The sequence below is a fragment of the Streptomyces sp. NBC_00557 genome (assembly GCF_036345995.1).
Lineage (GTDB): Bacteria > Actinomycetota > Actinomycetes > Streptomycetales > Streptomycetaceae > Streptomyces.
Map to the genome: position 1 here is coordinate 885661 of NZ_CP107796.1, position 26770 is coordinate 912430.

At 74.3% G+C, this 26770-nt stretch carries 22 protein-coding genes and 3 pseudogenes; 12 read left to right on the forward strand and 13 right to left on the reverse strand.

The annotated features are described in order from the left end of the window. Positions 1–144 precede the first annotated feature (144 nt). The gene (locus tag OG956_RS03305) at positions 145–705 is read left to right on the forward strand and encodes a VanZ family protein (protein WP_330336406.1); all 561 of its coding nucleotides are present in this window, start codon (positions 145–147) and stop codon (positions 703–705) included. A gap of 94 nt (positions 706–799) precedes the next feature. Here OG956_RS03305 and OG956_RS03310 read toward each other — a convergent pair whose 3' ends face one another. Together OG956_RS03310 and OG956_RS03315 are read right to left on the reverse strand one after the other, a co-directional pair. Further along, positions 800–1045, reverse strand: coding sequence for a hypothetical protein (locus OG956_RS03310; RefSeq protein WP_330336407.1), 246 nt, complete (start codon positions 1043–1045; stop codon positions 800–802). 93 nt (positions 1046–1138) lie between these two features. Next, positions 1139–1942 carry an SDR family oxidoreductase gene (locus OG956_RS03315; RefSeq protein ID WP_330336408.1) on the reverse strand — a complete coding sequence of 268 codons (804 nt, stop codon included), beginning with the start codon at positions 1940–1942 and terminating at the stop codon, positions 1139–1141. A gap of 168 nt (positions 1943–2110) precedes the next feature. On the opposite strand from OG956_RS03315, the gene OG956_RS03320 reads away from it, so the two are divergent. Together OG956_RS03320 and OG956_RS03325 are read left to right on the forward strand one after the other, a co-directional pair. Continuing rightward, a complete protein-coding gene (locus tag OG956_RS03320) occupies positions 2111–3154 on the forward strand; it encodes a PHP domain-containing protein (RefSeq protein ID WP_330336409.1) in 1044 nt (347 codons plus the stop codon). Between the two features lie 51 nt (positions 3155–3205). After that, a complete protein-coding gene (locus OG956_RS03325; RefSeq protein WP_330336410.1) occupies positions 3206–3862 on the forward strand; it encodes an HAD family hydrolase in 657 nt (218 codons plus the stop codon). A gap of 409 nt (positions 3863–4271) precedes the next feature. Here the strand turns inward: OG956_RS03325 and OG956_RS03330 are convergent, their stop codons facing one another. Beyond that, positions 4272–5144, reverse strand: coding sequence for an alpha/beta fold hydrolase (locus OG956_RS03330; RefSeq protein ID WP_330336411.1), 873 nt, complete (start codon positions 5142–5144; stop codon positions 4272–4274). A gap of 173 nt (positions 5145–5317) precedes the next feature. Between OG956_RS03330 and OG956_RS03335 the strand changes: the two genes are divergently transcribed. Further along, positions 5318–6349 (forward strand): SDR family oxidoreductase, encoded by a 1032-nt coding sequence (locus OG956_RS03335; protein ID WP_330336412.1) that lies wholly within the window; start codon positions 5318–5320, stop codon positions 6347–6349. Between the two features lie 21 nt (positions 6350–6370). Further along, a complete protein-coding gene (locus OG956_RS03340) occupies positions 6371–6646 on the forward strand; it encodes a hypothetical protein (protein ID WP_330336413.1) in 276 nt (91 codons plus the stop codon). A 367-nt stretch (positions 6647–7013) separates the two neighbouring features. Here OG956_RS03340 and OG956_RS03345 read toward each other — a convergent pair whose 3' ends face one another. Together OG956_RS03345 and OG956_RS03350 are read right to left on the reverse strand one after the other, a co-directional pair. Further along, positions 7014–8303: an ROK family transcriptional regulator gene (locus OG956_RS03345; RefSeq protein ID WP_330336414.1), complete on the reverse strand. Its 1290-nt coding sequence runs from the start codon at positions 8301–8303 to the stop codon at positions 7014–7016. Positions 8304–8454: 151 nt separating this feature from the next. Next, entirely contained in the window at positions 8455–11667 is a 3213-nt protein-coding gene (locus OG956_RS03350; RefSeq protein WP_330336415.1) for a bifunctional cytochrome P450/NADPH--P450 reductase, read from the reverse strand. A 231-nt stretch (positions 11668–11898) separates the two neighbouring features. Between OG956_RS03350 and OG956_RS03355 the strand changes: the two genes are divergently transcribed. Then, on the forward strand, positions 11899–12540 hold the full coding sequence (locus tag OG956_RS03355) for a PAS domain-containing protein (RefSeq protein ID WP_330336416.1): 642 nt from the start codon (positions 11899–11901) through the stop codon (positions 12538–12540). 139 nt (positions 12541–12679) lie between these two features. Here the strand turns inward: OG956_RS03355 and OG956_RS03360 are convergent. Continuing rightward, positions 12680–13552: pseudogene (locus tag OG956_RS03360) on the reverse strand (DUF3626 domain-containing protein); the annotation flags it as partial. A gap of 115 nt (positions 13553–13667) precedes the next feature. Here OG956_RS03360 and OG956_RS03365 point away from each other — a divergent pair. The 4 genes from OG956_RS03365 (at position 13668) to OG956_RS03380 (ending at position 18340) form a co-directional block, all read left to right on the forward strand. Further along, a complete protein-coding gene (locus tag OG956_RS03365) occupies positions 13668–14162 on the forward strand; it encodes an FBP domain-containing protein (RefSeq protein WP_330336417.1) in 495 nt (164 codons plus the stop codon). Positions 14163–14677: 515 nt separating this feature from the next. Continuing rightward, positions 14678–15931, forward strand: coding sequence for an FUSC family protein (locus tag OG956_RS03370; RefSeq protein ID WP_330336418.1), 1254 nt, complete (start codon positions 14678–14680; stop codon positions 15929–15931). Positions 15932–15987: 56 nt separating this feature from the next. Beyond that, positions 15988–17046: a hypothetical protein gene (locus tag OG956_RS03375; protein WP_330342724.1), complete on the forward strand. Its 1059-nt coding sequence runs from the start codon at positions 15988–15990 to the stop codon at positions 17044–17046. Between the two features lie 94 nt (positions 17047–17140). After that, complete coding sequence (locus OG956_RS03380; RefSeq protein WP_330336419.1) at positions 17141–18340, forward strand: lactonase family protein; 1200 nt, start codon at positions 17141–17143, stop codon at positions 18338–18340. On the opposite strand, the gene OG956_RS03385 is transcribed toward OG956_RS03380, so the two are convergent. Continuing rightward, on the reverse strand, positions 18308–19033 hold the full coding sequence (locus OG956_RS03385) for a DUF2470 domain-containing protein (protein ID WP_330336420.1): 726 nt from the start codon (positions 19031–19033) through the stop codon (positions 18308–18310). The genes OG956_RS03380 and OG956_RS03385 overlap by 33 nt on opposite strands. Before the next feature lie 89 nt (positions 19034–19122). After that, positions 19123–19728 carry a TetR/AcrR family transcriptional regulator gene (locus OG956_RS03390; RefSeq protein ID WP_330336421.1) on the reverse strand — a complete coding sequence of 202 codons (606 nt, stop codon included), beginning with the start codon at positions 19726–19728 and terminating at the stop codon, positions 19123–19125. Positions 19729–19840: 112 nt separating this feature from the next. Between OG956_RS03390 and OG956_RS03395 the strand changes: the two genes are divergently transcribed. Further along, positions 19841–21433, forward strand: a complete 1593-nt coding sequence (locus OG956_RS03395) for a cytochrome P450 (protein WP_330336422.1) — start codon at positions 19841–19843, stop codon at positions 21431–21433. Here the strand turns inward: OG956_RS03395 and OG956_RS03400 are convergent. After that, a complete protein-coding gene (locus tag OG956_RS03400) occupies positions 21395–22252 on the reverse strand; it encodes a pentapeptide repeat-containing protein (RefSeq protein WP_330336423.1) in 858 nt (285 codons plus the stop codon). The two genes, OG956_RS03395 and OG956_RS03400, sit on opposite strands and share 39 nt — an antisense overlap. Before the next feature lie 230 nt (positions 22253–22482). On the opposite strand from OG956_RS03400, the gene OG956_RS03405 reads away from it, so the two are divergent. Further along, complete coding sequence (locus OG956_RS03405; RefSeq protein ID WP_330336424.1) at positions 22483–22869, forward strand: hypothetical protein; 387 nt, start codon at positions 22483–22485, stop codon at positions 22867–22869. A gap of 34 nt (positions 22870–22903) precedes the next feature. Here the strand turns inward: OG956_RS03405 and OG956_RS03410 are convergent, their stop codons facing one another. The 4 genes and pseudogenes from OG956_RS03410 to OG956_RS03425 form a co-directional block, all read right to left on the reverse strand. Next, on the reverse strand, positions 22904–24205 hold the full coding sequence (locus tag OG956_RS03410; RefSeq protein ID WP_330336425.1) for an alpha/beta fold hydrolase: 1302 nt from the start codon (positions 24203–24205) through the stop codon (positions 22904–22906). A 104-nt stretch (positions 24206–24309) separates the two neighbouring features. Continuing rightward, positions 24310–25335 carry a LacI family DNA-binding transcriptional regulator gene (locus OG956_RS03415; RefSeq protein WP_330336426.1) on the reverse strand — a complete coding sequence of 342 codons (1026 nt, stop codon included), beginning with the start codon at positions 25333–25335 and terminating at the stop codon, positions 24310–24312. 144 nt (positions 25336–25479) lie between these two features. Then, a pseudogene (rhaS, locus tag OG956_RS03420) lies at positions 25480–26240 on the reverse strand (rhamnose ABC transporter substrate-binding protein); the annotation flags it as partial. Continuing rightward, positions 26241–26495: pseudogene (locus OG956_RS03425) on the reverse strand (ATP-binding cassette domain-containing protein); the annotation flags it as partial. It lies immediately after the preceding pseudogene. Positions 26496–26770: the final 275 nt, after the last annotated feature.

Here is a 26770-nt window from a genome sequence, read left to right on the forward strand (position 1 = left end):
GCACGCGGGTCCGCATCCGGAGTGCCCCGGGAGCGTGAACGGAAACGCCGCGGTGCGCACGGAACCGCCCGGCGGCCGGCATTGCGGGCCGGTTGCCGGGTAACCGGCTTGACGGACACGGAAGTTGACCGTCGGAGGTGTGCCATGACCCGTGCCGTCCCGCGGCTGCCCGACGTGCTGAGCGCCCCCTGGAGGCGGGCGCCGGCCACGAAGGCCCGCCGGCCGGCCGCACGGCACGCGCTCCCGCTGCCCGTGCGACTGGCGGCGATGCTGGCCGCGTTCGCGTTCATGGTGGCGTTCGCCGTCGTGCTGGCCCGGATCACCCTGGAGCCGTCGCCCGCCTCGGTGCATATGACGCACAGCAACGTGCATCCCGGGCACTCCCTGCGCGCCTACCTGGAGCGGGCGCGGACGGTGGACGCGGTGCGGCAGATCGGCGGGAACCTGCTCCTCGGCGTTCCGTTCGGGGTGCTGGTGCCGGTGCTGGCCCCGCGGGCGCGCGGCGTGCTCCAGGTGGTGGCGCTCACGGCGCTGGTGATGCTGATGGTGGAGCTGGTCCAGGGCGCGCTGATCACCGGGCGGGCCTTCGACATCGACGACGTCCTGCTGAACACGTCCGGGGCGCTGCTCGGCTGGCTGCTGCTGGGGCGGCGGCTCGGACGGGCGGTGCACCGGCGCGTGCGCACGCCGGAGCCGGCTGACTGAGCGTCAACGACAACCCGTTGGCGGTGCGGACACGCCCGCACACCGCACCGGCCGGCGCCGCGGCCCGGCAGTGGGCGGCCGGGCCGCGCACCGCTCAGTGCACCGTCCAGGTGAACTTGTCGCCGCCGACCCAGCGCACCACGTCGGGGTCGTCCAGGTCGTGGATGGTGATGCCGTACGAGGCGGCCGCCTCGAGGACGTCCGTGACGTTCCTGGCCTGACCGACCACCTGACCGTCGATCTCCATGATCCGGAAGGGCGGTTCGCCGGGCCTGCCCGGGCACACTCCGAGCACCATGATCCGCGGACGGGAGATGTGGGGAGCTGCTTGTTCGGTCATGCAATAGAGCCTAGAACGCATCGCGTGCCGACGAGTCCTCGGGAAAGCCGGCCGGCGGACCGGCGGCTCCCGGAGCGTCACCGGGCCGCCCGCTCAGGGACGCCGCCAGTCGTCGCTCGTCAGATGGGAACCGGCCTGCGGGCCCATCCGGAGCATGCCGCCGTCGACGCTCCAGGAGGCGCCGGTGACGTACGAGGCGTCCGGGCCGGCCAGGAACGCGATGACCGCGGCGACCTCGCGGGCGTCACCGGGCCGCCCGAGGGGCACACCCGGCCGGCGCTCGGTGTGCACGTCGGTGTCCTCCTGGCCGGTCATCGGCGTGGCGATCTCGCCCGGCGCCACCGCGTTCACCGTGATGCCGTACTCCGCGAGTTCCAGCGCCATGACCTGGGTGAGCAGCCCGAGCCCGCCCTTGGCCGCGCAGTACGGGGCCGCGCCGACCCGGGGCTGGTGCTCGTGGACGGAGGTGACGTTGACGATCCGGCCGCCGTCGCCCTGCCGGATCATGTGCCGGGCCGCGCGCTGCCCGCACAGGAAGGGGCCGACGAGGTCGACGTCCAGGACGCGCCGCACGTCCGGCAGGGTCAGGTCGAGGAAGGGCGTCATGGTGCCCGTGCCGGCGTTGTTGACCAGGACGTCGAGACGGCCCAGTTCGGCGCAGAGTTCGTCCACGGTGTCGGCGGCCTCGGGCAGCCGGGTGAGGTCCAGCCGGGCGACGGCGGCGCGGCGGCCCGTGCCGCGGACCTCCTCGGCAGTCTGTTCGGCGCCCTTCTCGTCGGTGTGCCAGGTGATGCCGACGTCCAGTCCGGCCTCGGCCAGGCGTACGGCGGTGGCGCGGCCGATGCCGGAGTCCGCGCCCGTGACCAACGCCGTGCGCCGTGCGGCCGGTGTGGACATGGCGAGCCTCCTCATGGTGGTGGTTCGGGCGTGTCCGCAGTACCCGGGGGCGGAGGCGGCAAACGGCCGCCTCCGCCCCGCCGGGCGCCATCGCGGGCGCGGGAGCGACGGGGGGCGCCCGCGCTGTTCCCCGCGCCCCGTCGGGGCGTCTCGGGCACCCTGGGGTGCATGGAGCCCGTGGCTGCCCTCGACCGGATCGCGTTCCTGCTGGAGCGGGCGCTGGCGCCCACCTACCGGGTCAAGGCCTTCCGTACCGCCTCGCGGACGCTGGCCGCGCTGCCCGCCGAGGAGGTGGCGGAGCGGGCCGCGGCCGGGACGCTGGAGGCGCTCAAGGGGGTCGGGCCGAAGACCGCGCAGGTGGTGCGGGAGGCGCTGGCCGGAGAGGTGCCCGGGTATCTGCGCAAGCTGGAGGAGGAGGCCGGGGCGTCTGTCGGCGCGGAGGGCGCCGGGGCGGAGTTGCGGGCGCTGATCCGGGGCGACTGCCACACGCATTCGGACTGGTCCGACGGGGGCAGCCCGATCGAGGAGATGGGGCGGGCGGCGGCCGAGCTGGGCCACGAGTGGACGGCGCTCACCGACCACTCCCCCCGGCTCACCGTGGCCCGCGGACTGTCGCCGGAGCGGCTGCGCGAGCAGCTGGATGCGGTGGCGGGCCTGAACGAGCGGTGGGCGCCGTTCCGGCTGCTCACCGGCATCGAGTGCGACATCCTCGAGGACGGCTCGCTGGACCAGGAACCGGAGCTGCTGCAGCGGCTCGACGTGGTCGTGGTGTCGGTGCACTCCAAACTGCGGATGGACGCCCGCTCGATGACCCGCCGGATGGTGGCCGCCGTCCGCAATCCGCACGCCGACGTGCTCGGGCACTGCACGGGCCGGCTGGTGACGGGCCGGGGCCGGCCGGAGTCGGAGTTCGACGCGGACGCGGTGTTCGCCGCCTGCGCCGAGTCCGGTACGGCCGTGGAGATCAACAGCCGCCCCGAGCGGCTGGACCCGCCCCGCCGGCTGCTGCGGCGGGCCGTGGACGCGGGAGTGCTGTTCTCCGTCGACACCGACGCGCACGCGCCGGGCCAGCTGGACTGGCAGATCCTGGGCTGCGCCCGTGCCGAGGAGTGCGGGGTGCCCGCCGAGCGGGTGGTGACCACCTGGTCCGCCGACGAGCTGCTGGCCTGGACCCGGGACGGCCGGGTTCCGGCCCGCGCCGCGGGTTCCTGACCTGCCCGGCGTGGTACCCGGCCCGCACCCGGAGCCAGGAGAGGAACCCTGATGGAGCGCGCCGCCGTCTTCGATGTCGACGGGACCCTCGTCGACACCAATCACCTGCACGTCGTCACCTGGTGGGAGGCCTTCCGCCAGGCCGGGCACGACGTGCCCATGCACGCCGTGCACCGGGCCGTGGGCCTCGGCTCCGCGGACCTGATCGCCCACCTGCTCGGCGACGGCCGCGACAAGGATCAGGACGCCCGGCTCAGCGCCGCGCACAAGACGCTGTACGGCCAGTACTTCGACCGGCTCCCCGCCCTGCCGAAGGCCGGGGAGCTGCTGCGCCGGCTGCACCGGGACGGCTGGACGGTCGTCCTCGCCACCTCGGCGAGCGGCGCCGAACTGGGCGCGCTGCGCCGGGCGATCGACGCCGACGACGCGATCACGGACACCGCGAGTTCTGAGGACGTGCGGGAGGGCAAGCCGGCCCCGGAGCCCGTGGAGCACGCGCTGGAGCTGGCCGGGGTGCCGGCCTCGCGGGCGGTGCTCGTCGGGGACACCGTGTGGGACATGCAGGCGGGCAGCAAGGCCGGGGTGCGCTGCGTGGGGGTGCTGTGCGGCGGGATCCCCCGGGCCGACCTGGAGGAGGCCGGTGCGGAGGCCGTGTACGCCGATCCCGCCGACCTGCTGGAACGGCTCGACGGGAGCCCGCTGGCCTGAGCCTCACCGAGGGTGACGCAGGTCACAGGGGCGACCGGAACACCCAGGGGTGGTTGCCCGTTGAACCACTCGTGGGTACGGATGGGACAGTGTCCCCGGGCCTCACCCATTGCCCACAGGGACGATCGTTCGGCTGAAGCCCTGTGGAGCCTTTCGCCGAGAGGCGACCGCCATCCGTGCCCGCCGCCTGACCGCCCCGGCCGTGAATCCCCCGTCACGGCCGGGGCTTTCTCATACCCGGGGCAGGACGCCGCCTTCCCTGCGCGAGGACGGCTGCCGCCTTTCCCTGCCCGGGGCAGGACGCCGCCTTCCCCGCCCGGGCAGGACGCCGCCTTCCGTGCCCGGGACCGGCTGCCGCTTCCACCCCGGTCACCGGCCGGCCGCTCCGGTCACCGGCCGGCTTCCCCGGTCACCGGCCGGCCGCTCCGGCGCCGACCGGCCCGCTCGCGTGGACGCCCGCCCCGACGAACTCCCGCAGGTCGGCCGTGAGCCGTGCCGCGTGCGTGGCGAACAGGCCGTGCCCGGCGTTCTCGTACACCTTCAGGGTGCCGTCCGGCACCAGCCCGGCCGCGCGCTCACCGGTGAGGGCAAGCGGCGCGGAGGCGTCGTGGGTGCCGTGCACCACCAGCACCGGCAGGTCCAGCGCGGGCAGCTCGTCGGTGAGGTCCAGCCCGGCGACGACGGCGCGGACGCCGGTGGCGGCGCGGGGCCCGGCGACCATGCAGCGGTCGATCAGATGGCGGACGTAGGCCGGGGAGACGTCGTTGCCGAGCCGGACGGCGAAGAAGTCGTGCGCGAGCAGCGTGAAGTAGGCGGCCCGGTCGCGCCGGAACAGCTCCTCGTCGGCGCGGACGTCCGCGGGGCCGATGCCCTCCGGGAGGTTCGCGCAGCGGACGATCCCGGGGCTGACCCCGGCCACCAGAGCGACCCGGTCCACGCGTGCGGTGCCGTGCCGGGTCACGCAGCGGATCACCTCGGCGGTGCCCACGGAGTGCCCCACGAGGGTGACCCCGCGCAGGTCGAGGTGGTCGAGCAGGCCGTGCAGATCGTCGGCGAGGGTGTCGAGGTCGTAGCCGTTCCAGGTGTCGTCGGAGCGGCCGTGGCCGCGCCGGTCCAGGGCCACGCAGCGGAGTCCGGCCTCCGCGAGCGGCAGCGTCTGGTACTCCCACATCTCGTGCCCCAGGTAGGCGCTGGCGGCGAAGACGACGACGGCGCCGGTGGCGGGGCCGTGGTCGACGTAGTGCAGACGGGTGCCGTCGACGGGGCTGTCGAAGTACGGCATGAGTGCCTCCTCGGCGGTGGGACCTGGTGCGGCGCCTCTCGGCGCGCTGACGGTCCCGATACTCCCCAAACCGGGCACGCCGGTCGATTACCCCCCACGTCATGGCCGGGTGTGTCCGCGTCCGGACCCGGGTACCCGGCCGTCCGCGAAACCCTGGCCGAGAGGAGCCGAAGGTGAGCAGCGCAGCGGGCAGCAGGGTCGTCGTCACCGGCGCCACCGGCAATGTCGGCACGAGCGTGGTGCGGCTGCTCTCTGAGGACCCACAGGTCAAGTCGGTGCGCGGACTGGCCCGGCGTACGCCCGGGTGGTCGCCGCCGAAGACCGAGTGGTCCGCCGTCGACCTCGCCACCGACGAGGACAACCTCGCCGAGCGCTTCGAGGGTGCGGACGCGGTGGTCCATCTGGCCTGGGCGTTCCAGCCGACGCACGATCCGGCGACCACCTGGCGGACCAATGTCCTCGGCAGCATCCGGGTGTTCGAGACCGTCGCCGCCGCGCGCGTGCCGGTGCTGGTGCACGCCTCCTCCGTGGGCGCGTACTCGCCGGGCCCGAAGGACCGCGCGGTGGACGAGTCCTGGCCGACGCACGGCTGGCCGGACGCCGCGTACTGCCGGGAGAAGGCGTATCTGGAGCGCGCGCTGGACGTGTTCGAGCGGGACCACCCCGAGGTGCGGGTGGTACGGATGCGCCCGGCGTTCCTGTTCAAGTGGCAGTCCGCGAGCGAGCAGCGCCGCATCTTCGGCGGGCGGTTCCTGCCGGGTCCGCTGGCCCGCCCCGAACTGCTGCCCTTCCTGCCGGACATCCCGGGGCTCCGGGTGCAGGCGCTGCACACGGACGACGCCGCCGAGGCCTACCGGCTGGCGGTGCACACGGACGGCGCGCGCGGCGCGTTCAACCTCGCCGCGGATCCGCCGCTCGACGCGGCCGTGCTGGCCGAGATGCTGGGCAGCCGCCCCGTACGGCTGCCGCGCACGGCGGCCCGCTCGGCGATCGCCGCGGCCTGGAGACTGCATCTGCTGCCGGCCTCGCCGCATCTGTTCGACGCCGTGCTGCGCCTGCCGCTGATGGACTGCGGCCGGGCGCACACCGAGCTGGGCTGGCAGCCGCGGCACACGGCGACCGAAGTGCTGCAGGAGTTCCTGGACGGCCTGCAGAAGGGCGCGGGAATGGACACCGAGCCGATGCGCGGGCGGAAGGTCGGCTGAGCGGGCGAGGGGAGTTACGTCATGACCGCAGAACGCGAGGGCGAGCCGGAGCGCGGCACGGGGCCGGTCCCGAGGGACATGCCCGACCAGCAGGCGGGCGCGGGCGAGGATCCGTGGGAGGTCCGCCCGGGCCGACGCGACGAGGACGCCCCGGGCGCGGAGGACTCCGACGAGGACGCCTCCCTGCCGGACACCGACGTCCCCGACACGGACGAGGCCGGCACGGGGCGACGCGGCTCACCGCACTCGGGGACGGTCCACCCGGAGCACCCGTCACCGGACGAATCACCGGCGTGAGCGGGGAGCGGCGCCGCCCTCGGGGACGACCCGTGCCAGCACCCTTCACCGGACGAATCACGGCGTGAGCGGAGGGCGGCGCCGAGCTCGGGCACGCCCCGTGCCGCCACCCGTCACCGGACGAACCGCCGACCGAGCGGACGCCACACCACCGGACGAGCCGCCGGCCGGAGCGAAGGCCGCGCCGCGCTCGGGGACGGTGCGGTCCCGGCGCTCGTTCCCGCAGGGGCCACCGGCCCCGGGGGCGGGGGTGCGCCGGGCCGCGGAAGACTGGCTGTCGCCCGGGAGGACGCTCGACGCGTGGGCGGTCGGGCCCGCACCCGTACACGGCGGGGACACCCCTCCCGGGGAGACGGCACCGGTCCGGTCAGCGCGGCGTCCGCTGCCGCAGGGCCGCACGCCATGCCGGCAGGCGGTCCTCCGTCACCGGTTCCGGGCGGCGGCCGCCGCTGGCGAAGAAGTCGGCCAGCGGCAGGATCGCGGCGCCGACGGTGACCGCGTCCGGGCCCAGCCGGCCGAGGTCGATGGTCACCTTGTCCGCCGGGTGCCGCAGCGCGTACGCCGTGGCGTGCCGGCGTACGGCGGGCAGGAACCGGGCGCCCAGTTGGAGCCCCGCCCAGCCGCCGATGAGGATCCGCTCGGGCTGGAAGAGGTTGATCAGGTCGGAGAGCCCGGCGCCGAGGTACTCGGCCGTCTCCTCCAGGACGGCCAGCGCGACGGGGTCGGCCGCGGCGCCGTCGGCCGGATACGCGGCGGCGAGCATCGCGGTGAGCGCGGTCTCCTCGTCGGTGTCCTCGGGCGGCCGTCCGCCCTCCTCGCGCCAGCGGGCGAGCAGCGACTCGGCGCCCGCGTAGGCCTCCAGGCAGCCGGAGGCGCCGCACCGGCAGCGGCGGCCGCGCACCCGCACCGTCAGATGCCCCCACTCGACGGCCCGTCCGTGCTCCACCTCGGGAGTGACCACGCACGCGCCGACGCCGGAGCCGAAGAGCACGACGACGGCGTTGCGGGCGCCGCGCCCCGCGCCGAACCACATCTCCGCCTGGCCCAGGGTCTTGGCGCCGTTGTCGATGAAGTACGGGATCTCGTCGGGGAGCCGGGAGGCCGAGCGGAGCAGCCGCTCCAGCGGGACCGCGTCCCAGCCGATGGTCTGCCCGTGGACGACGGCGCCCCGGTCCGGGGTGTGCTCGACGATGCCGGGCACGCCGACCCCGACGCCGAGCAGCCGGTCCGGTACGGCCTGTTCGGCGCCGAGCACCTCGGCGATACCGTCGCGGATGTGCCCGGCGATCACCTCGACGTCGTACCCCTGCGGGGTCAACGGGTGTTCGGTACGGGCGAGTTCGGTCAGGGCCAGGTCGAACAGCTCGACGCGGACGCGGGTCTCGCCGACGTCGACGCCGATCAGCTGTCCGCTGTCGGGCGCCACGCGCAGCAGGGTGCGGGGCCGGCCGCCGTCGGAGTCGACGCTGCCGGCCTCCTCGACCAGGCCGTCCGCGACGAGGTCGGCGACGACGTTGCTGACCGAGCCGGAGCTCAGGCCGGTGGCCGGGCCCAGCTCGAAGCGGCTGAGGGGGCCGTCGAAGTACAGCTTCTGCAGCACGGCCGTACGGTTGCCCCGCCTGAGGTCGCGCACTGTACGACCGTTACGCCCCGCCATACGGCTCCCTTCACGAACCCTTCCCGACCTGCAACATACTCCTTCGGCCGAGCGAAAGGCGAGTTTCTCCCAACCCTTAGTTCACGATATGAGCTAAGGAGGGGGCGGGGGGATGCCGCAAGGCTGGGGCGCGGCGGGGTCCGCGGGCCGCTCATCCTGCCGCGTACACGTCCTCCACATAGCGCCCGTCGGCCACCAGCGTGCCCAGCCACCGTTCGGCCGCCGCCGCGTCGGCGCACGGCGTCCGCTCCCGGTACAGCGCGCGGAACGCCTCCCGCACGCCGGGTGCCATCCTCGCACCGTCGCCGCAGACGTACACCCGCGCCCCGGCGCCCAGCAGCTCCCAGACCTCGTCGGCCTCGGCGGCGATGCGGTGCTGGACGAAGATCGCGCCGTGCTCGGGCGCGGCGCTGAAGGCCGGGCGCAGCGAGACCGCGCCGGCCGCCTCGGCGGCCCGCAGTTCGCCGGCGTGCAGGAAGTCGGCGTCGGGGGCGTCACAGCCGAAGTACAGCAGCGCGGGCGGGAGTTCGGCGCCCGCGGCGCGGGCCATCACGCGGTCGGCGACGGCGCCGCGGAAGGGGGCGAGTCCCGTGCCGGCGGCGATCATCACGGCCGGTGCCGAGCCGTCGATCCGGAAGGCCTCGCGGCAGGGCTGGACGCGGGCGTACACGGTGTCGCCGGGCGTGAGGCTCGCGAGGTGGCCGGAGCCCGTGCCTCGGTAGCGGCCCCTTCCGGAGCGCGCGGGGGCGTCGAGGACGGAGACCATGAGGTCGACGTGTCCCGCGTCGACGGCCGGCGAGGACGACACCGAGTAGTGGCGGGGCCTGATCGGGGTCAGCAGTTCCAGCAGGAGCGGCCAGTCGAGGGCGCCGCGCAGGGCGGGGTGGTCCTCGGCGAGTTCGACCAGGGTGCGCGGGTCGTCGCCGGTCAGGGCGGCAAGAGCGGCGCGTTCGGGCGGGCAGGGGTCGGCCTCGGCGAGCAGGGCGCGCTGCCGGGCGTTCGGCCGTTCCTGCAACTCGACGTGATGGGTGAGGAGCTGCCGTACGGTCAGCGGGCGGTCGACGGCGAGCCCTCCCCCACGTGCGGCTCCGCTCGCGCGGGGGGACCCCCATCGGCGCGGGCGGGGGGCCCGGATGTCGAGGACCGTGTCCGGGTCGAGGCCGAACGCGGCGACGGCGCGGTCCACCAGGTCCGGGGCGTTGGCGGGCAGCACGGTCAGGTGGTCGGCGGTGCGGTAGGTGACGCCCTCGGGCAGGGCGATGCGCAGGAACCGCTTGGTGCGCGGGTGTCCGGGCGCGGTGAGGTCGTAGGCCTCGGTCACGGTCATCGGGACCAGATCGTGACGGGCGGCCAGGGCGTCCAGCGGGCCGCCGGTCAGGGTGCGCACCTCGTACGCGGTCGTGGGCTCCTCGGCGGGGGCGGTGGCGTCGGGGTCGCCGTACTCCCTCAGCAGGGCGGTGCGCAGCCGGACCGTGAACTCCCTTACGGTACCGCTGAGATCGCCGGAGGCGTCGGCGGCGGCCCGGTCGGTCAGGCGGGTGGCGCCCAGTTCGGCGAGGCGGGCGTCGATGCGGGTGGGGACGTGCTGGTAGGTGGCGGCCCAGTTGCGGTCGCCGACGCCGAGGACGGCGTAGGTCACGCCGGTCAGGTCGGGGGTGCCGTCGAGCCAGGCGGTGAAGGCGCGGGCGTCGTCGGTGGGCCGGCCGTTGTAGGAGGCGGCGGTGATGACGACGGCCCGGTCGGTGGGCAGTGCGTCCGCGTACGCGTCCAGGGCGGCGACCTCGGTGGCGCAGCCGACGGCGGCGGCCTCGTCGGCGAGCTGGGCGGCGAAGGCCCGGCAGGTGCCGTAGTTGCTGCCGTGCAGGACGAGGACGCCGGTGCCGGGGCGGACCCGGGCGGGGAGGGGGTCGGGGTCCGTGCCCTGGCCGGCCTGTGCGGGGATGCCGCCGGGCAGCGGGGCGTGCACGCGGTCGGCGGGGGTGCGCGGGGTGAGCGTGAGGGTGAAGCCCTCGGGCTTGAGGGTGAGGGTCTCCTTCACGGTGAGCCGGTAGCCGGCGTGGTCGTGCAGCCGGTAGCGGTGCACCAGCATGGCGAGCAGCATGGTCGCCTCGTGCAGTGCGAACTGCCGTCCGATGCAGGCGCGTTCGCCGGTGCCGAAGGGCTTGAAGGCGTGCACCGGACGGGCCGCCTCGGCTGCGGCGGTGAACCGCTCGGGGTCGAACAGCTCCGGGTTGTCGCCCCAGACGGGCTGCCGGTGCAGCATCGGGGTGAGCACGGTGACGGCCTGGCCGGCCGCGAGCGGGATCCGGCCGCCGAGCAGGGTGTCCTCGCGGGCGTGCCGGCTGAAGGCGGCGGCCGTCGGCCACAGCCTGAGCGCCTCGTTGAGGACCTGGCGGGTGTAGGTGAGCCGGCCGATGTCGTCGTACGACGGCTCCGGGTCGGCGGTCCCGCCCCACAGCGCGTCGGCCTCGCGCTGCACCAGCCGCAGCACGGCCGGGTGCTTGGCGAGGTAGTACAGGGCGAAGGACATCGCGCCGGAGGTCGTCTCGTGGCCGGCGATCAGGAAGGTGATGACCTGGTTGCGGATGTTGGCGGCGTCCAGGGTGGTGCCGTCCGCGGGGTGCGGGGCGCTGAGCATCAGACCGAGCAGGTCCTCGGCGCCGCTCTGGTCGGTGCCCGCACGGGAGGCGATGACCTCGTCCACGACCGCGGCGAGGTGGTCGGCGTCGGCCCGGAAGGCCGCGTCGGCGGCGGAGTGGTCTTCGCCCGGGGTGCGGGCGAGCCGGGTCATGCTCCACTCCAGGCAGCGCACCATCGACTCGACGAAGGGGTGCGGCTCGTCGCGCTCGAACGAGCCGAAGTCGTAGCCGAACCCGGCCAGGCCGATGGTGTCGAGGGTCATCCGGGTCATGTCGTCCGGCACGTTCACGGGCCGTCCGTCCCGGGCCGCGCGGTCCCAGGACTCGATGAGCCGGCGGGCCACCCCGAGCATCACCGGGTGGTAGGTGCGCATCGAGCCGAGCGCGAAGGCGGGCATCAGGATGTCGTGCGCCTTGGCCCAGTTGGGCTCGTCGTTGTAGGCGGTGAACAGGCCGTCGGCGGCGAAGGAGCGCACGTTCTCCAGCGCGGGCCCGATGTGCTTGGCGAACCGCCGCTCGTCGGCGAGGTCCGCGACCAGGCCGGCGTCGGCGACGAACAGCACGTCCCGGCCGTGCAGTCGGCGCACGAGCACCGGGCCGTGGGCGCGCATCAGCTCCATGGCCTGCTGGATCGGCGTGCGCCCGGGGCCGGTGGCGCTGATGTCGACGACGGGGACGCCGGGCAGGGTGCCGGCCGGACCGGGGTGCAGCGCGGTGGGGGGCATGACGCGACAACTGCCTTTCGCGGTAACGGATTACTGCGTTCCAGGGTGCGCGGCCGACGGCGGTCGCCCACGCCGCGGCACTACACGATCGCGCAGTCGAAACTCGGCCGCGGGACTTGCGCGGAGCGCGGCGAACGGACTCGGGCGAACGCGCCGGGGCCCGGCCGATTTGCCGCTGACCTGGAGGTTCGTCTTGGATGAGGGAGTGGTGCGGCCCTTCGGGAGGTGGTCATGGACCTGGGGCGGACCGACGGGGTCGTGTGGCGCAACCGAGCCCTGATGCTCTTCGACCGGGTGTCGGTGCCGGTGGCGGTGTGCGATGTGCACGGCCGGGTGCTGCTGGCCAATCCCGCGATGGCGGCGGAGTGCGGTACGACACCGGGGCGGCTACGCGGCCAGGACGTCCTGGAGCTGTTCCGCCCGCAGGAGGCCGGGCAGGTGGAGCGGATCGCCGAGGCGCTGCGCCTGCGGCACCGCTCGCGCTACCAGGTGTCGGTGCGCTGGCAGGTGTCCGGCGGCGCCGAGCGGTACGGCGAGCTGACGGCGGACCCGGTCAGCGACAACGTGGACGCGACACCGGCCCTGCTGGTGATGCTGCGGACCCACGGCGAGTGCGCGCCGCCCGCCCCGGAGCCGGCCCGGGTCACGCCGGTCGAGGGCCGGGTGCTGGCCCTCCTGGCGGGCGGCGCCACCACGGCCGGCGCAGCCCGCGAACTGGGCCTGAGCAAGGACGGCGTCACCTACCACCTGCGGCGCCTGTCCGCCCGCTGGAACACCGCCACCCGCACCGAACTGATCGCCCGTGCCTACGCGTTGGGCGTCCTGAGCCCGGGGGTGTGGCCCCCGGAGGCGAGGACGGCGGAGCAGGGCTGAGAGAGCTCACGCCCGCCGCCCTCCCGTTAACACCGCAGCCGCCCCTCCCCGGCCACCCGGAACCTCGCCGTTGGCCTCCCCGGCCACCCCTCACGCCGCACCCGCCCCCCTCCCCGGCCGCCCGGAACTCCTCGCCCGTGCCCTCCGTGGCCCGGTGTGCCGTCCCCGCGCCCTCGGGGGCGCCGAAGCGGGCCAGGATGTGCCAGACCATCTTCAGGTCCTGGAGGTCGTGGCGGCCGGTGCGGGCGGCGTCGCCGATGACGCGCGGGGTCAGCAGGCCTCGGTCGGCGATCAGCGCGCCGAGGTCGGTGTACTCGGGGCCCCGGTAGTCGGCGTGGCGGCGCAGTGCCGTGACGGTGAGCCGGTATCCGGGGTGCCACTCCAGCGGGACGGGCAGTTGCCGGGCCGCCGCCTCCACCGGGGTGCCCCGGTAGCTCGCGTCGAGGACCAGCGCCTCCGCGTCCCGGGCGAGCAGGACGCCGCCGTGCACATGGCTCTCGATGTAGTCGTTGAGCGGGTCCTGCTGGTCGGCCTCCGCGAGCGCGATCAGCGGCATCGCGGAGGCCACGCCGAAGTCGGCGGGCTCGGCCGCGCTGTCCGGGTAACAGAACGTGACCCGGTCCATGACCGCTCCGGTGAGTCTGAGGTGCGAGGAGCCGAAGCGCGGGGCCGCGCCGACGACCTGGCGGCGGAAGTCCAGCGCGCCGTACAGCGGGCGCTCGGCCGGCGGCGCGTCGTCGTAGACGCCGCCGAAGATCCGGCTCTCCCAGCGGGTCCGGTCGCCGCCGGGGTGCGCGGTGAGGCCGCCGTTGCTGGTGCCGGTGACGTACTGCGAGTGGTACGCGCCGTCCCGGGCCAGCGCCTCGATGACGGGCAGTCCGCCGGACACCCGGTCGGGGTGGAAGTTCAGGGTGATGCGCAGGGCGGGGTCGAGTGGCGGGCCGCACAGCCCCGCGGCGACGTGGTTCAGCGCGCGCCGGGCACGCCGCGGCAGTCCCTGCCGGAAATCCATTGGCCGACCCTCCCCTTTGCTGCCTACGCTAGCCGCCAACCTAGGATTATTAGGTTTGGGACCATGGATCCCATGGGCCAAGGTTCGCGGCGTCGAATCCGAAAGGACTCCCCACATGAGATCGCTCACCGAGCAGGACATCCGCAACTGCTTTGTCAACTGCTCCAAGGGGGAGGCCAAGCGGCTGACCGTGCCCCGGGACCTCGGCGAACGCCCGTGGGACGACCTGGACTTCCTCGGCTGGCGGGATCCCGGGGCGCCCGACCGCAGCTATCTGGTCACCGAACGGGACGGCCGGCTCGTCGGCGTCGCCCTGCGTTTCCAGACCTCGCAGCGCGGATTTCTGCACCGCAGCATGTGCTCGCTGTGCCTGACCACGCATCCCGGTGGCGGCGTGACGCTGATGACCGCGCGGAAGGCGGGGCCGGCGGGCCGTGAGGGCAACTCGGTCGGCGTGTACATGTGCACCGATCTGGCCTGCTCGCTGTACGTGCGGGGCAAGAAGGTGCCGGAGTCCGGCACCCGGTTCGAGGAGAGCCTGACGACGGCGGAGCAGATCGCCCGCACGACGGGCAACCTGTCCGCGTTCATCGACAAGCTGTACGCCTGACCTCCTGCGCCCACCGGCGAGTGCACACTCATGACACCGGCGGGGCCCAGGGCGAGCAGGGCGGCCTCTCGTCCCGGGGGTCGGCGGGCGTGCGGGCGGGGGCGAACACGCCGTACGCGCCCAGGCGCGGGCACCAAGTGGTCGGTGGCCGGTGCGGGTGGCCGAATCCGAACGGTGGCGACGGCGATGTCCCGGCCGTGCGCGGCGGCGTCCGGCGCGGCCGTGCCGGCGGCGAGCGGCAGGGGCAGCGGGCCGCGGGGCGCCGGCACGGACTCGGCGTGGCCGGGCAGCCGAGCCTAGTCACCGGGTCGCCGTACAGGGCGTCGGCCGGGCAGATGGGCGTGCGCCTTCAGGAGCACCTCGACACCGTCGATGTTCCCCATACCGGTTCCTCCGCGGCGTTGTGACGTGGCGGTCCGCCCCTCACCGAGATCACTGCAGGAAGGCTTGCGGACAGTTCCTGTCCGAAATAGGCGCACGTTCGACTCGTACGAGGAAGGGGAACAGGCCAAGGGATGCACGACGTACGGAAGTGGACCACGGAGCTGCTGGGCCTGCTGCAGCGCCGCCGGGAGCCGGTGGTCGTCCAGACGCTGCGCTCGGCGACGGCGGCGACGATCGCCTATGTCGTCGCGCTGCGGCTCAGTCCCGAGCCGGCTCCGCTCACCGCGCCGCTGACCGCGCTGCTGGTGGTCCAGGTGACCTTCTACGCCACGCTCACCAACGGCATCCGCCGGGTGAACTCGGTGGTGGCGGGCGTGCTGGTCGCGATCGCCTTCAGCGTGCTGGTGGGGCTGACCTGGTGGAGCCTCGCGCTGCTGATCGTGGCCGCGCTGGCCGTGGGGCACCTGGTCCGGGTCGACGAGTACGTCGCCGAGGTGGCGATCAGCGCCATGCTGGTGCTCGGAGTCACCACCGTCGGGTTCACCGCCTGGGCGCGCATCGTGGAGACGCTGATCGGTGCGGTCGTGGGGACGGCCTGCAACCTGCTGCTGCCGCCCCCGGTGTGGGTGGACAAGGCCGGCGAGTCGATCGAGGACCAGGCGCGCCGGGTGCGGCAGCTGATGCTGCGGATGGGTGAGGAAGCGGCCGGCCGGATCTCCTGGGAGCGGGCGGCCGAGCGGTTGCACGAGGCACGCCGGCTGGACCACCACATCACCCAGGTGGACGCGTCGCTGCGGCAGGCCGAGGACAGTCTGCGGCTCAATCCACGGGTCAAGGAGGGGCTGCTGCACCGGGTGGTGCTGCGCACCGGCCTGGACACGCTGGAGATCTGCACGGTGGTCCTGCGGGTGCTGGCCCGCACCTTCACGGACCTCGCGAAGGCCCGCGGCGCCGACGAGCTGTTCCCGCCCCGGGTGGGGGCCACCGTGGAGCAGCTGCTGTCGGAGATCGCCGACGCGGTGGTCAGCTTCGCGGTGCTGGTCACGACCCATCTGAGCGAGAACGCCGAGTCGGCGGAGGCCCGGCTGTCCGCCGAGCTGCACACGGCGGCCGGCACCCGGGACCGGCTGGCCGAGCTGCTCCGGGAGGAGATCGGCAAGGATCCGGCGCACTGGCAGCTGTACGGGGCCGTGCTGACCGAGACGACCCGGATCATCGACGAGCTGAACACCGAGCACCGCACCCGCCGGCTGCTGGAGGAGCTGGACCGGGTCTCGCGGGAGCACCGGGCGAAGCTGCCGCGGATGACCCGGCTGCGCGAGCGGATCGGCGTGCAGGACGAGTTGTGGCGGAACCGCGTCGGGTTCGGCGAGCGTTCATGGTGACAGTGGGCGGCAAGGACGCCGGGCGGGCCCGGCGCGAACACGAGGGGGAGGGCCGGATGACCGGTTCCGGGGTGCGGATCGACGGGAACACGCTGCGGTTGCCGGGCGGGGTGGCGGTGCGGTTCGTCCGCACGCTGCGGCTGCCGGAGACGGGCACGCATCCGCTGCCGCCCGGGCTGGGCGAGTTCCCCGTCCGCCGGGTCCAGGATTATGCCGACACGGTGCCGGCCGAGTGGCGGGCGCGCGGCGGGGTGATGCTGCCGGTGTATCTGCGCGAGGCGATGTGGCTGAGCTTCTCCGGCACACGCGAGCCGGCGGCGCTCCAGGTCGGCGTGGGCAAGGTGTGCGCGGTGTCCGGCCGGCCCTGGAGCGGCCGTCTGGCCCGGGATCCGCAGAACTACCTGGTGCTCCCCCGCCAGCCGTGGCTGGACGGCATCAACTCGGGCAAGGGCACGGTCCGCCAGTTCGTCGCCGTCCCGCTGGGCCTCGGCGCGACGGTCGAGGGGCAGGTCACCGGCGAGGAGGTGTGGGGCGGGGTGCAGCTCCAGGCGTTCCCGCTGCGGGAGCCGCTGCTGACCGAGTGGCGGCGCCGCGAGCGGGAGCGGGAGGAGGCGCGGCGCCGGGCCCTGGCGTCGGGTCCGGCGGGCGGGTACGGCGCGCCGGTGCCGATGGCGGCGGCCGCGCCCGGAGCGATGCCGCCTCCCCCGGCCCCGGGCGGGGCGCCCCGGGCCGCTGCCGCCATGGGGCTGGGCGTCGGCGGTGCGATGCGCCAGGAGGTGTACCGGGACGACCGGCCGCTGACGGACTGGTCCGAGGAGCCCGCCGGGCGCGTGTTCGTGCATCTGGTCACGCCGCCGCAGTGGCGGCGCATCACCGGCGAGGCGCCGCCGCCGTCGCCGGTGGACCGGGCGGCGTACACCCGGGCGGGACTGCCCTGGTACGACTACTACGACGCCGACGGGGAGGATCTGGCCCCCGCGGACACCCTGGGGGCGGTCAAGCCGGTCGGCGAGTGGCTCGGCGACGACCTGGACCCGTGGCAGGCGCCGTCCCCCGGCCAGGTGACCCCGCTGAAGGACGCGCCGGGCAAGCCGGTGCAGGACGGCGAGTGGTAGGGAGGGCGGCGCCGGCTGCCGTACTTGCCCGCGGGGGCTCGCAGCGGTCAAGGTGGCTGTCACGCGGGGGGCGACCGACGACCTGAGGTGCTGCATGGAGACGGACGACGAGCCGGCGCGGGGGCGCTGGAGCCGGCGCCGGTTCGCCGGGGTCCTGGCGGGCGCGGCGGCTGTCGTGGCGGTGCCCTCCCCTGCGGCGGCGCCGTCCGGCGCCCCGGCCGCGGCGGACGAGCCCGGGCCCGCTCGGCCGCGCGGCGGGCCGCCGGGTCCGCGTCCGCTGTACGTGGGCACCTACACCTCGGCCGCCGGCGGCGGCGCCGGCATCGGGCTGGCCTCCTACGACCCGGCGACCGGCCGGATCACCGGCTCCGGCACGCTCACCGGCGTCCCCGACCCGTCGTACCTGGCCGTGCATCCGGACGGCCGCACGCTGTACGCGGTGGACGAGCGTGCGGACGGCGCGGTGACGGCCGTACGCCTGGCCGACCGGCGGATCCTCGGCACCCGGAGCACGGGCGGCGCCGGCCCCTGCCATCTGTCGGTGCATCCCTCCGGGCGCTGGCTGCTGAGCGCCCACTACGGCTCGGGCAGTGTCGCCGTGCATCCCCTCGACGCCTCGGGCGCCCCCGGGGACCGCACCGACCTCGTCACGCACAGCAGCCCACCGCCCGGTCCGGGGCAGCAGGGACCGCACGCGCACCAGTTCGTCACCAGCCCGGACGGCGGCCATGTCCTCGCGGTCGACCTCGGCACCGACACGGTCTACAGCTACCGCCTGGACCCGGCGCGGGGCACGCTGACGGAGGTGGCGCGGGCGCACACCCGGCCCGGCGCGGGACCGCGCCATCTCACCTTCCATCCGGGCGGCCGGTACGCCTACCTGGCCAACGAGGTGGACGACACGGTGGCCGTGTGCGCCTACGAGCCGGGCAGCGGGCGGCTGACGATCGGCGAGCCGCAGCCCACCGGCTCCGGTGGCGGCGCCAACTACCCGGCGCAGTTCGTGGTGACGGCCGACGGCGGGTACGCGTTCCTGGCGAACCGCGGGGACAACAGCCTGGCGCGGTACGCCGTCGAGGCCGGCGGCGCCCGGCTGCGGCTGCTCGGCACGGTGCCGGCGGGCGGGGACTTCCCGCGGCAGATCGCTCTTTCGCCGGACGGCGGGCTGCTGTTCGCGGCGAACCAGCGCTCGGGCACGGTCACCGTCTTCCACGTGGACCGGGCGAGCGGTGAACTCCGCCCGGCCGGCGAGCCGTTCGCGTCACCCGTCGCCGTCTGCGCGCTGCCGCTGTAGCGCGCGGGGGCAGGCGGCGGCGCTCGCCTGGGCGAGCAGGGCGTGCACGCGCTCGGTGAGCTGGGCGACGTCGTCGGCGGGCGTGTGGAAGGGCAGCCGTACGTCGCCGTGGGCGCGGGTGCGTTCGATGCGCAGGGTGAGTCCGTGCCGGTCGACGGCGAGGGGCCGCACGCGGGTCACGGCGTGCAGGCTCTCCGGGCGGATCAGGCGGGTCAGCCGTTCCACGGCGTCCGGGTGGGCGTCGGCGAGGTGGGTGAGGAGCCGGGCCTCGGCCCCGGCGAGAGGGTCGGGCCGGGCGGCGGCGTACTCGTCGAGGCCGACGACCACGGCCCCGCCGGACCGCCTGAGCACCACCCGCGCGGGCCGGAACAGGAAGCCGCCGCGGTCCGGGGTGATCCGGCCGGACAGATACAGCCGGGCGCGGATCCGCTCCCGCACCGGTACGGGCGCCACGTCGGCGAACTCCAGCACGGCGGGGGGTTCCTGGCGCGGGGCGCACAGGGCGGCGGCCGTCAGGGCGCCGTCGTCGGGCACCGCCAGCCGTACGGCGCCGTCGTCGGCCACGGTGTGGGCGCCGACGTACTCCTCCCGGGCGCCGTCCGCGGTCACCGCGCACGACCAGGCGGTGGCCAGCACCGACCGTGCCCGTTCCGCCGCGCCGGGTGCGGCGGTCCAGTCCTGGGTGTCACCCATCCGAGACCTCCTTAGGTAAGGCTTGCCTAACCTATCGGAGACCGGGGCGCGCGCCAACCACGCCCCCGGGCAGGGGGCCGGACAGGCGGTCAGGCGATGACGCCCAGCAGCGCCCGCGCGCACAGGTCGCGCACCTGCTCGCGGGTCAGCTCGCCGTCGCGCAGCCACTCCAGGCACACGGCGGTGGTGAAGGCGAGCCAGCCGCGCACGGCCAGGCGGACGTGGGGAGCGTTCTCGAACGCGGGCCCGAACTCGGGGTCGGCGGCCAGCGCGGCGAGTATCTGCTGCTCCTGGGCGGCCAGCGCCCGCTGGTAGACCCGGCGCACGGCCTGGTCGCCGGCCGCGTCGGCGCGGTGGAAGGCGCGGAAGCCGTGGGCGTGCGCCTGGACGTAGCCGAGGTAGGTGTCCAGGCCGGCGGTGAGCTGCTCGCGCACCGGCACGCCGGGCACCGCCGCCGTCATGCGCAGCATCCGCTCGCTCTCGCGCTCGACGACCGCCGCGAAGAAGTCCCGCTTGGTCGGGAAGTAGTGGTACAGCAGCCCGCGGGAGACCCCGGCGATCTCCGCGACCTGCTCGATCCAGACGTCGTCGTACGGACTCTCCGAGAACAGCCTCGCGCCGACCGACAGCAGCTGCTCACGGCGCTCCTCGGTGCTGAGTCGGCGCCGGACGCGTTCCCCCTGGTTCGCGGGCATGGCGCCACTTTACTTGACGCGGGTTCAACAAGCGGACGACACTGGGACCGGCTATTGAACCCACGTACAACACGTCCGTTGGACCACGGTTGGATCAAGGGAGATCGGCGTCATGGCGGAGACGACGGACACCGGACTGCCGAAGGGCTTCCGGAGCGCCGAGCAGGGCTGGCCCGAGCTGCACCGCATCCCGCACCCGCCGCGCCGGCTGCCGCTGCTCGGCGACGTCCTCGGCGTCGACCGGCGCACGCCGCTGCAGGACTCCATGCGGTTCGCGCGCGAGCTCGGGCCGATCTTCCGGCGGCGGGCCTTCGGCAAGGAGTTCGTGTTCGTGTGGGGCGCGCGGCTGGTCGCCGACCTGGCCGACGAGTCCCGGTTCGCCAAGCACGTCGGTCTGGGCGTGGCCAACCTGCGGCCGGTCGCCGGGGACGGACTGTTCACCGCCTACAACCACGAGCCCAACTGGCAGCTGGCCCACGACGTCCTGGCGCCGGGTTTCAGCAGAGAGGCCATGGAGGGCTACCACGGCATGATGCTCGCGGTCGCCGGCCGGCTGACCGGCCACTGGGACCGCGAGGCGGCGGCCGGGCGCACGGTGGACGTGCCCGGGGACATGACCAAGCTGACCCTGGAGACGATTGCGCGGACCGGGTTCGGGCACGACTTCGGCTCCTTCGAGCGGGACCGGCCGCACCCCTTCGTCACCGCGATGGTCGGCACCCTCACCTACGCCCAGCGCCTGAACAGCGTGCCCGCGCCGCTGGCCCCGCTGCTGCTGCGCACCGCCGCCCGCCGCAACGCGGCCGACATGGCCCACTTGAACAGGACGGTCGACGAACTGGTCGCGGAGCGGCGGCGCACCGGCCGCGGGGACGGCGACCTGCTGGACCGCATGCTGGAGACGGCCCACCCGGACACCGGCGAGAAGCTGTCGGCGGAGAACGTCCGCAAGCAGGTGATCACGTTCCTGGTCGCGGGCCACGAGACCACCTCGGGCGCCCTGTCCTTCGCCCTGTACTACCTCGCCCGGCACCCCGAGATCGCCGCCCGGGCCCGGGCCGAGGTGGACCGCGTCTGGGGCGATGCGGCGCAGCCCGGCTACGAGCAGGTGGCCAAGCTGCGGTACGTCCGCCGGGTGCTGGACGAGTCGCTGCGCCTGTGGCCGACCGCCCCGGCCTTCGCCCGCGAGGCCGTGCGGGACACCGTACTGGCCGGCGATCATCCGATGCGGCGGGGCGCGTGGGCCCTGGTGCTGACGCCCATGCTGCACCGCGACCCGGAGGTCTGGGGCGAGGACGCCGAGCGCTTCGACCCGGACCGCTTCGACGCGAAGGCGGTACGGGCCAGGCCCCCGCACACCTTCAAGCCGTTCGGCACCGGCGCGCGCGCCTGCATCGGCCGCCAGTTCGCCCTGCACGAGGCGACCCTGGTCCTCGGCCTGCTGCTGCGCCGCTACGACCTGATCGCCGACCCCGGGTACCGGCTGCGCGTCACCGAGCGGCTGACGGTGATGCCGGAGGGGCTGCGGCTGGCACTGGAGCGGCGCAAGCGCCCGGAGGCGGCGCGAGACGGGGCCGGGGACGCGGGTGCGGGTGCGGGAGAGCCCGCGGACGACGCCCTCTCGTGTCCCTCGTCCGCGGTGGCCGTCGCGGCCGAGCAGTCGGCGTCAGCCGGCGGCTGCCCAGTGCACCGGCCGGGCGACTGACGCGGGCAGCCGGGTTCCGGCGTTCCCGCGTGCCGCGTTGACCTGCGGCTGGGTGAGGAAGAACGCGCCGGTCAGGTCCGCGTCGCTCAGGTCGGCGTCCCGCAGGTCCGCGCCGATCATGTCCGCGTCGCGCAGGTCGGCGCCGGTGAGGTCGGCGGCGATCAGGTAGGCGCCGCGCAGGCTCGCCCCGCGCAGATCGGCGCCGCGCAGCCGGGCCCCGACGAGATCGGCGCCCCGGCGGTCCTTCCCCTTGGCCTTGTCCTTCCTGCCGCCCTTTCCGCCGCCGGCGCCGGCCCGGGCCAGCTCGCTGGTCCGCAGCAGCAGCACGTTGACCCGCTGCCGGTGCGCGGCCACGTCCATCGCCGCAAGCGCCTCGGGGGTCTGCCGGGTCAGCCGCTCGGTCTCCTCCAGCGCCCGCCGCAGCTCGGGGTGGACCGGGCGGGCGGCGGGCAGGGCGAGCGCCTCGGTGAGGTACCACAGCAGTTCGTGCAGCTGCCGTACGACCGGGAACGCGTCGAACATCCGCCGGGCGTGCTCCTTGCCGCCCGTACGCCAGTCCTGGCCGCCGAAGGTGACCTGCGAGACCTTCTGCCCGGCGCCGAAGCAGTCGTAGACCGTGCAGCCGGTGAACCCCTTCGTCCGCAGGTCGGCGTGGATGCCGCAGCGGTGGTCGTCCCGGAGACTGGGACAGGGCTTCCCGGCGGGCTTGTTCAGCGCGAAGTCCGCGGAGGCGGCGAAGGGCAGGGCGACACAGCACAGCCCGAAGCAGCGCGCGCAGTCACCGCGCAGCTCCGGAAGGCCGGCTATCGGATCTGGCATGCGGGCAGCCTACTGGGCCGTACGGTCCGGGCCGCTCCTGCCGCTGCGGGGGCCGGTGCGCGGCACATGGTCGGCCACCGGCCGCGTGACCGCCACCGGTGCACGGTCCAGGGCCGCCGGACGTGCCCGGGTTCACCCGTCCGGCCCACGCGCGTTCGCCGACCGGTGCCGGAAGGCCTTCCCTCGTGTGTGAGGAGCGATGCTCGAACCGACCGGCAAAGGAGTCGCTCATGCCCAGCACGCCCCAGCTCGCCCTTGCCGCCGTGCTGAGCGGTGCCGCGCTCGCCGTCCAGATCCTGGCCGGCGCCGTCCCGTCCACGGCCGCCGCGAGCCCGTCGCCGTCGCCGTCCTTCCAGGTCGGCGAAGCCGTGCCGCCGTCAAGTGGCAGCCTCCCGTCCTGCTCCACCGGCGTCGACAACACCTACGTGCTGATCTCCGAGGGACGCGCCGTCGTCGTCTCGGGCACCGGTCATTTCGTGCAGCAGATCCTGGCGCCCGGCGGGGCCTACGACGACGGCTCGGTGCGGCTGCGCTTCAACACGGACGGCAAGAGCATCACGTACACACCGCAGGGCGAGAGGCAGGCCGTCACCGAGGTGTGCAAGCCGGGCCGGTAGGACTGACTCTGCGGCCGAGCACCCCGAACCTGTCTCACACCTCGTCGCGGGCCATCGCCAGCAGGCGGTCCAGTACCCGAGGTGCGCCGGTGCGCAGGCCGTCGTGTTCGTACTCGTTCGTGACCCAGGTGCGCAGGCCGCGGATGGCGCGGGCGGTCTCCAGAGAGTGGGCGGTGTCGACGTACATGTCGTCGTGGTAGACGGCGGCCACGGCCGGGACCTCGTTGGCGGCGAGGCGGGCCGGGTCGTACAGGGGAGCCCAGTCGGTGCGGGCGGCGAGCAGGTCGGCGGTCTCGCGCAGCGGCCGCAGGGCCGGATCGGCGTCGAACATCCAGGGGTGGACGGTCTCGCCGGTGAACAGCACCGGTGCGTCGCCGGCGAGCGCCTTGGCCGCGTCGAACTGCGGGAACTCGGCGCGGACCCGCTCCGCGGACCAGGCGGTGGGGCGGGCGTCCTGGCCGTAGGTCGCCTCGTGGACCAGGGCGTACAGGGGGTGGGCGGCGTACGACAGCAGGGACTGGGCCTGCTCCTGGAAGGCGTCGGACAGCTCCGGGCCGGCCGGTGTGCGCACGAAGGCGTCCTCGAGCAGGTGGTGCAGCCGGTGGCTGCCGTCGCCCATACCGAGCATCAGGCCGAGGGACTGGAACGCCTCGACGGTGAACCGGTAGCCGTTCGGGAGGGTCACCTCGTGGGTGAGGAGGTGGTCGGCGATCCGGCGGGCCCGCTCCACGTCCTGGGGGTAGCGGGCGTAGTGCGCGGTGACCTTGCGCTCGATGCGCGGATAGGCCGCGCGGTAGACGTCGTCGGCGTGGGCGTGCAGGGAGGGCAGACCTCCGGTGATGACGACGGTGTCCAGGCCCTCGGGGGCCAGGGAGAGGTACGACACCGCGCAGAAACCGCCGAAGCTCTGGCCTAGCACGGTCCAGGGGGCGCCTCCGGTGACCTGGCGGCGGATGGCCTCGCAGTCCCGGACGATGGAGTCGGCGCGGAAGCGGGTGAGGTAGTCGGCCTGCTCGGCGGGGCCGCCGCGCAGCGGCAGCGTCTGCCGGGTGGCGGGCGTGGAACTGCCGGTGCCGCGCTGGTCGAGCAGCAGCACCCGGTAGTCCTTCAGGGCCCGGTCGAGCCAGGACTGACGTCCGACGAAACGATTCGCCCCGAAGCCCGGCCCGCCCTGCAGGTAGAGCAGCCAGGGCAGTTCCTGTCCGGCCTTGTCGCCGGCGACCACTTCCCGGGCGTACAGCTCGATCGTCTCGCCGTCCGGCCGGGCGTGGTCCAGCGGCACGGTGAAACGGCGGTCGGTGAGAACGACGCCGGGCTGGCGGTAGCTGAGGCTCAACGGGGCTCCCGAAACGGACGGCACGGAACGGACGGGAGCCAGTTCAGCACATCACCGGGCGCGGGCGGAGACCCGGACCTCCGGTTTCCGGCGGCACGCCGGGGTCAGCGGGCGGCGAGGCTGGAGCGGCGCACCACCAGCTCCGGCTGGAGCACCACCCGGCGGTGCTCGTGCGGGCCCGCGCCCTCGCCCTGTTCGGTCTCCTCCAGCAGCAGCTCGGCGGCGAGGGCGCCCATGGTGACGGCGGGCTGCCGCACCGAGGTCAGCGGTACGGCGGCCGCCGCCGCGAACTCGATGTCGTCGTAGCCGACGATCGCGAGGTCGTCGGGGACGGCGACGCCCGCCGCGTACATGGCCTGCAGGACGCCGAGGGCGAGGAGGTCGTTGGCGCAGAACACGGCGGTGGGGCGGTCGGCGAGGCCGAGCAGCCGGGCGCCCGCGTCGCGGCCGGCGGCCACGTCGAGGCGTTCGGTGGGCAGCTCGCGCAGCGCCTCGGGGCCGAGCCCGGCCTCGGCGAGGGCGTTCAGCGCGCCGGTGCGCCGATCGCGGACCTGGTTGAGGCCGGGCGGTCCGCTGACGTACGCGATGGACCGGTGCCCGGCGTCCACCAGATGACGGACCGCGAGTGCGCCGCCGGCCACGTCGTCCACGGACACCGAGCACTCGGTCGCGCCCTCGGCGACCCGGTCGACCAGCACGAACGGGATGCCGTGCCGGCGGAACGCCCTGATGTTCCGGCCGGTGGCGTCGGCCGGGGTCAGCAGCACCCCGCGCACCCGCTGCTCGGCGAACAGGGACAGGTACTCGGCCTCCTCGCCCGCGTTCTGGGCGCTGTTGCACACCATCACGCCGAGCCCCGCGTCGCGGGCCGTCCGCTCCGCACCGCGCGCCACGTCCACGAAGAACGGGTTGCCCATGTCGAGCACGAGCAGGCCCATGATCCGGCTGCGGCCCGCGCGCAACTGCCGTGCGGACTCGCTGCGGACGTAGCCCAGCCGGTCGATCGCCGACAGCACCCGCGCCCGGGTCTCGCTGGCGACGGTGTCCGGGCGGTTGATGACGTTCGACACCGTGCCCACCGACACTCCGGCGGCACGGGCGACATCCTTGATACCCACCGACTGGGCCATCGGGCGAAGACCTCCAGGGGACGAGGGGCGGCGGGACGACCTTCACATTACCGTCATGACAGCAGCGCGAAGCCGGCCACGTAGAGGGGGGACGGCCCTGACCTTCAGCAGGAAGACACGCGCCGCATCGGTACCCCTGTCCGCCTAGAAGTCGAACTGGTCGATGTTCTTCGCGTCGAACACGGTCGGCTTGCCCAGGTTGATCACGCCGTCCCTGCCGATGGTGTACGTCGTCCCGCCGGCCTTGAAGGTCTCGCCCTCCTTGCCGCTGATCTGCCCGGACGCCAGCGCGACCGCGGTGCGGGCGGCGAGGTCGCCGAGCTTCGCCGGGTCCCACAGCTCGAAGGCCTCGACCGTGCCGTTCTTGACGTACCTGCGCATGTCGTTGGGGGTGCCGAGGCCGGTCAGGCTGACCTTGCCCTTGTACTTGGAGCCCGACAGGTACTGGGCGGCGGCCTTGATGCCGACGGCGGTCGGGGAGATGATCCCCTTCAGGTCCGGGTACTGCTGGAGCAGGCCCTGGGTCTGCTGGAAGGACTGCTGGGCGTCGTCGTCGCCGTACGCGATCTTGACCAGCTTGACGTTCTTGTACTGGGGGTCCTTCAGCTCGTCCTTCATGTGCCCGATCCAGGTGTTCTGGTTCGTGGCGGTCTGCGCCGCCGACAGGACGGCGATCTCGCCCTTGTAGCCGATCTGCTTGGCCGGCAGCTGCACCTCGGTACGGCCGAGGTCCTCGGCGGACGCCTGCGAGACGAAGGCGTTGCGGCAGTCGGGGTTGGTGTCGGAGTCGTAGGTGACGACCTTGGCGCCGTTGCTCATCGCCTGCTTCAGCGCGGTGCACAGGGCGCCGGGGTCCTGAGCGGAGACGGCCATCGCGTTCACCTGCTGCGGGTCAGGGTGTTGACGCGGGCGTCGCCGGGTCCGTGGAAGACGACGGGCTCGCCGTCGAGCAGCACCTGGCCGGCGTCCGGCCGGTGCACCCCGGCGAGGGTCTTGATGAGGGTCGACTTGCCCGCGCCGTTCTCGCCGGCAAGGGCGTGCACCTCGCCGGGCAGCAGTTCCAGGGAGACGTCCCTGAGGGCGCGCACGGCGCCGAAGGACTTGGAGACGCCCTTCAGCGCCAGCACCGGCGCCGGCCCCGGGTCAGGCGGGTGGGTCATGTCAGGCTCCTCGACGACACCGCGAAAGGGGCGCTGGGGCCTCCGCTACGGTCGTGAAAGGTTTCAACTGGATTGCCCGGGACCGTAGGCACCCCAGCCATGTCACGTCAATGGGTCCGAATCGAAAGACTTTCGGTAGCAGCCCAAGGTCGCTACGGAGTCACGGGCAGCAGGGTCGTTCGGAGCGCTTGACACCCCACCGGGGGACTCATAGCTTGCGGTTCTGAATCGTTTCATGCGGCCGTACCCGTCCGACCGACCTCACCAGGAGCCCC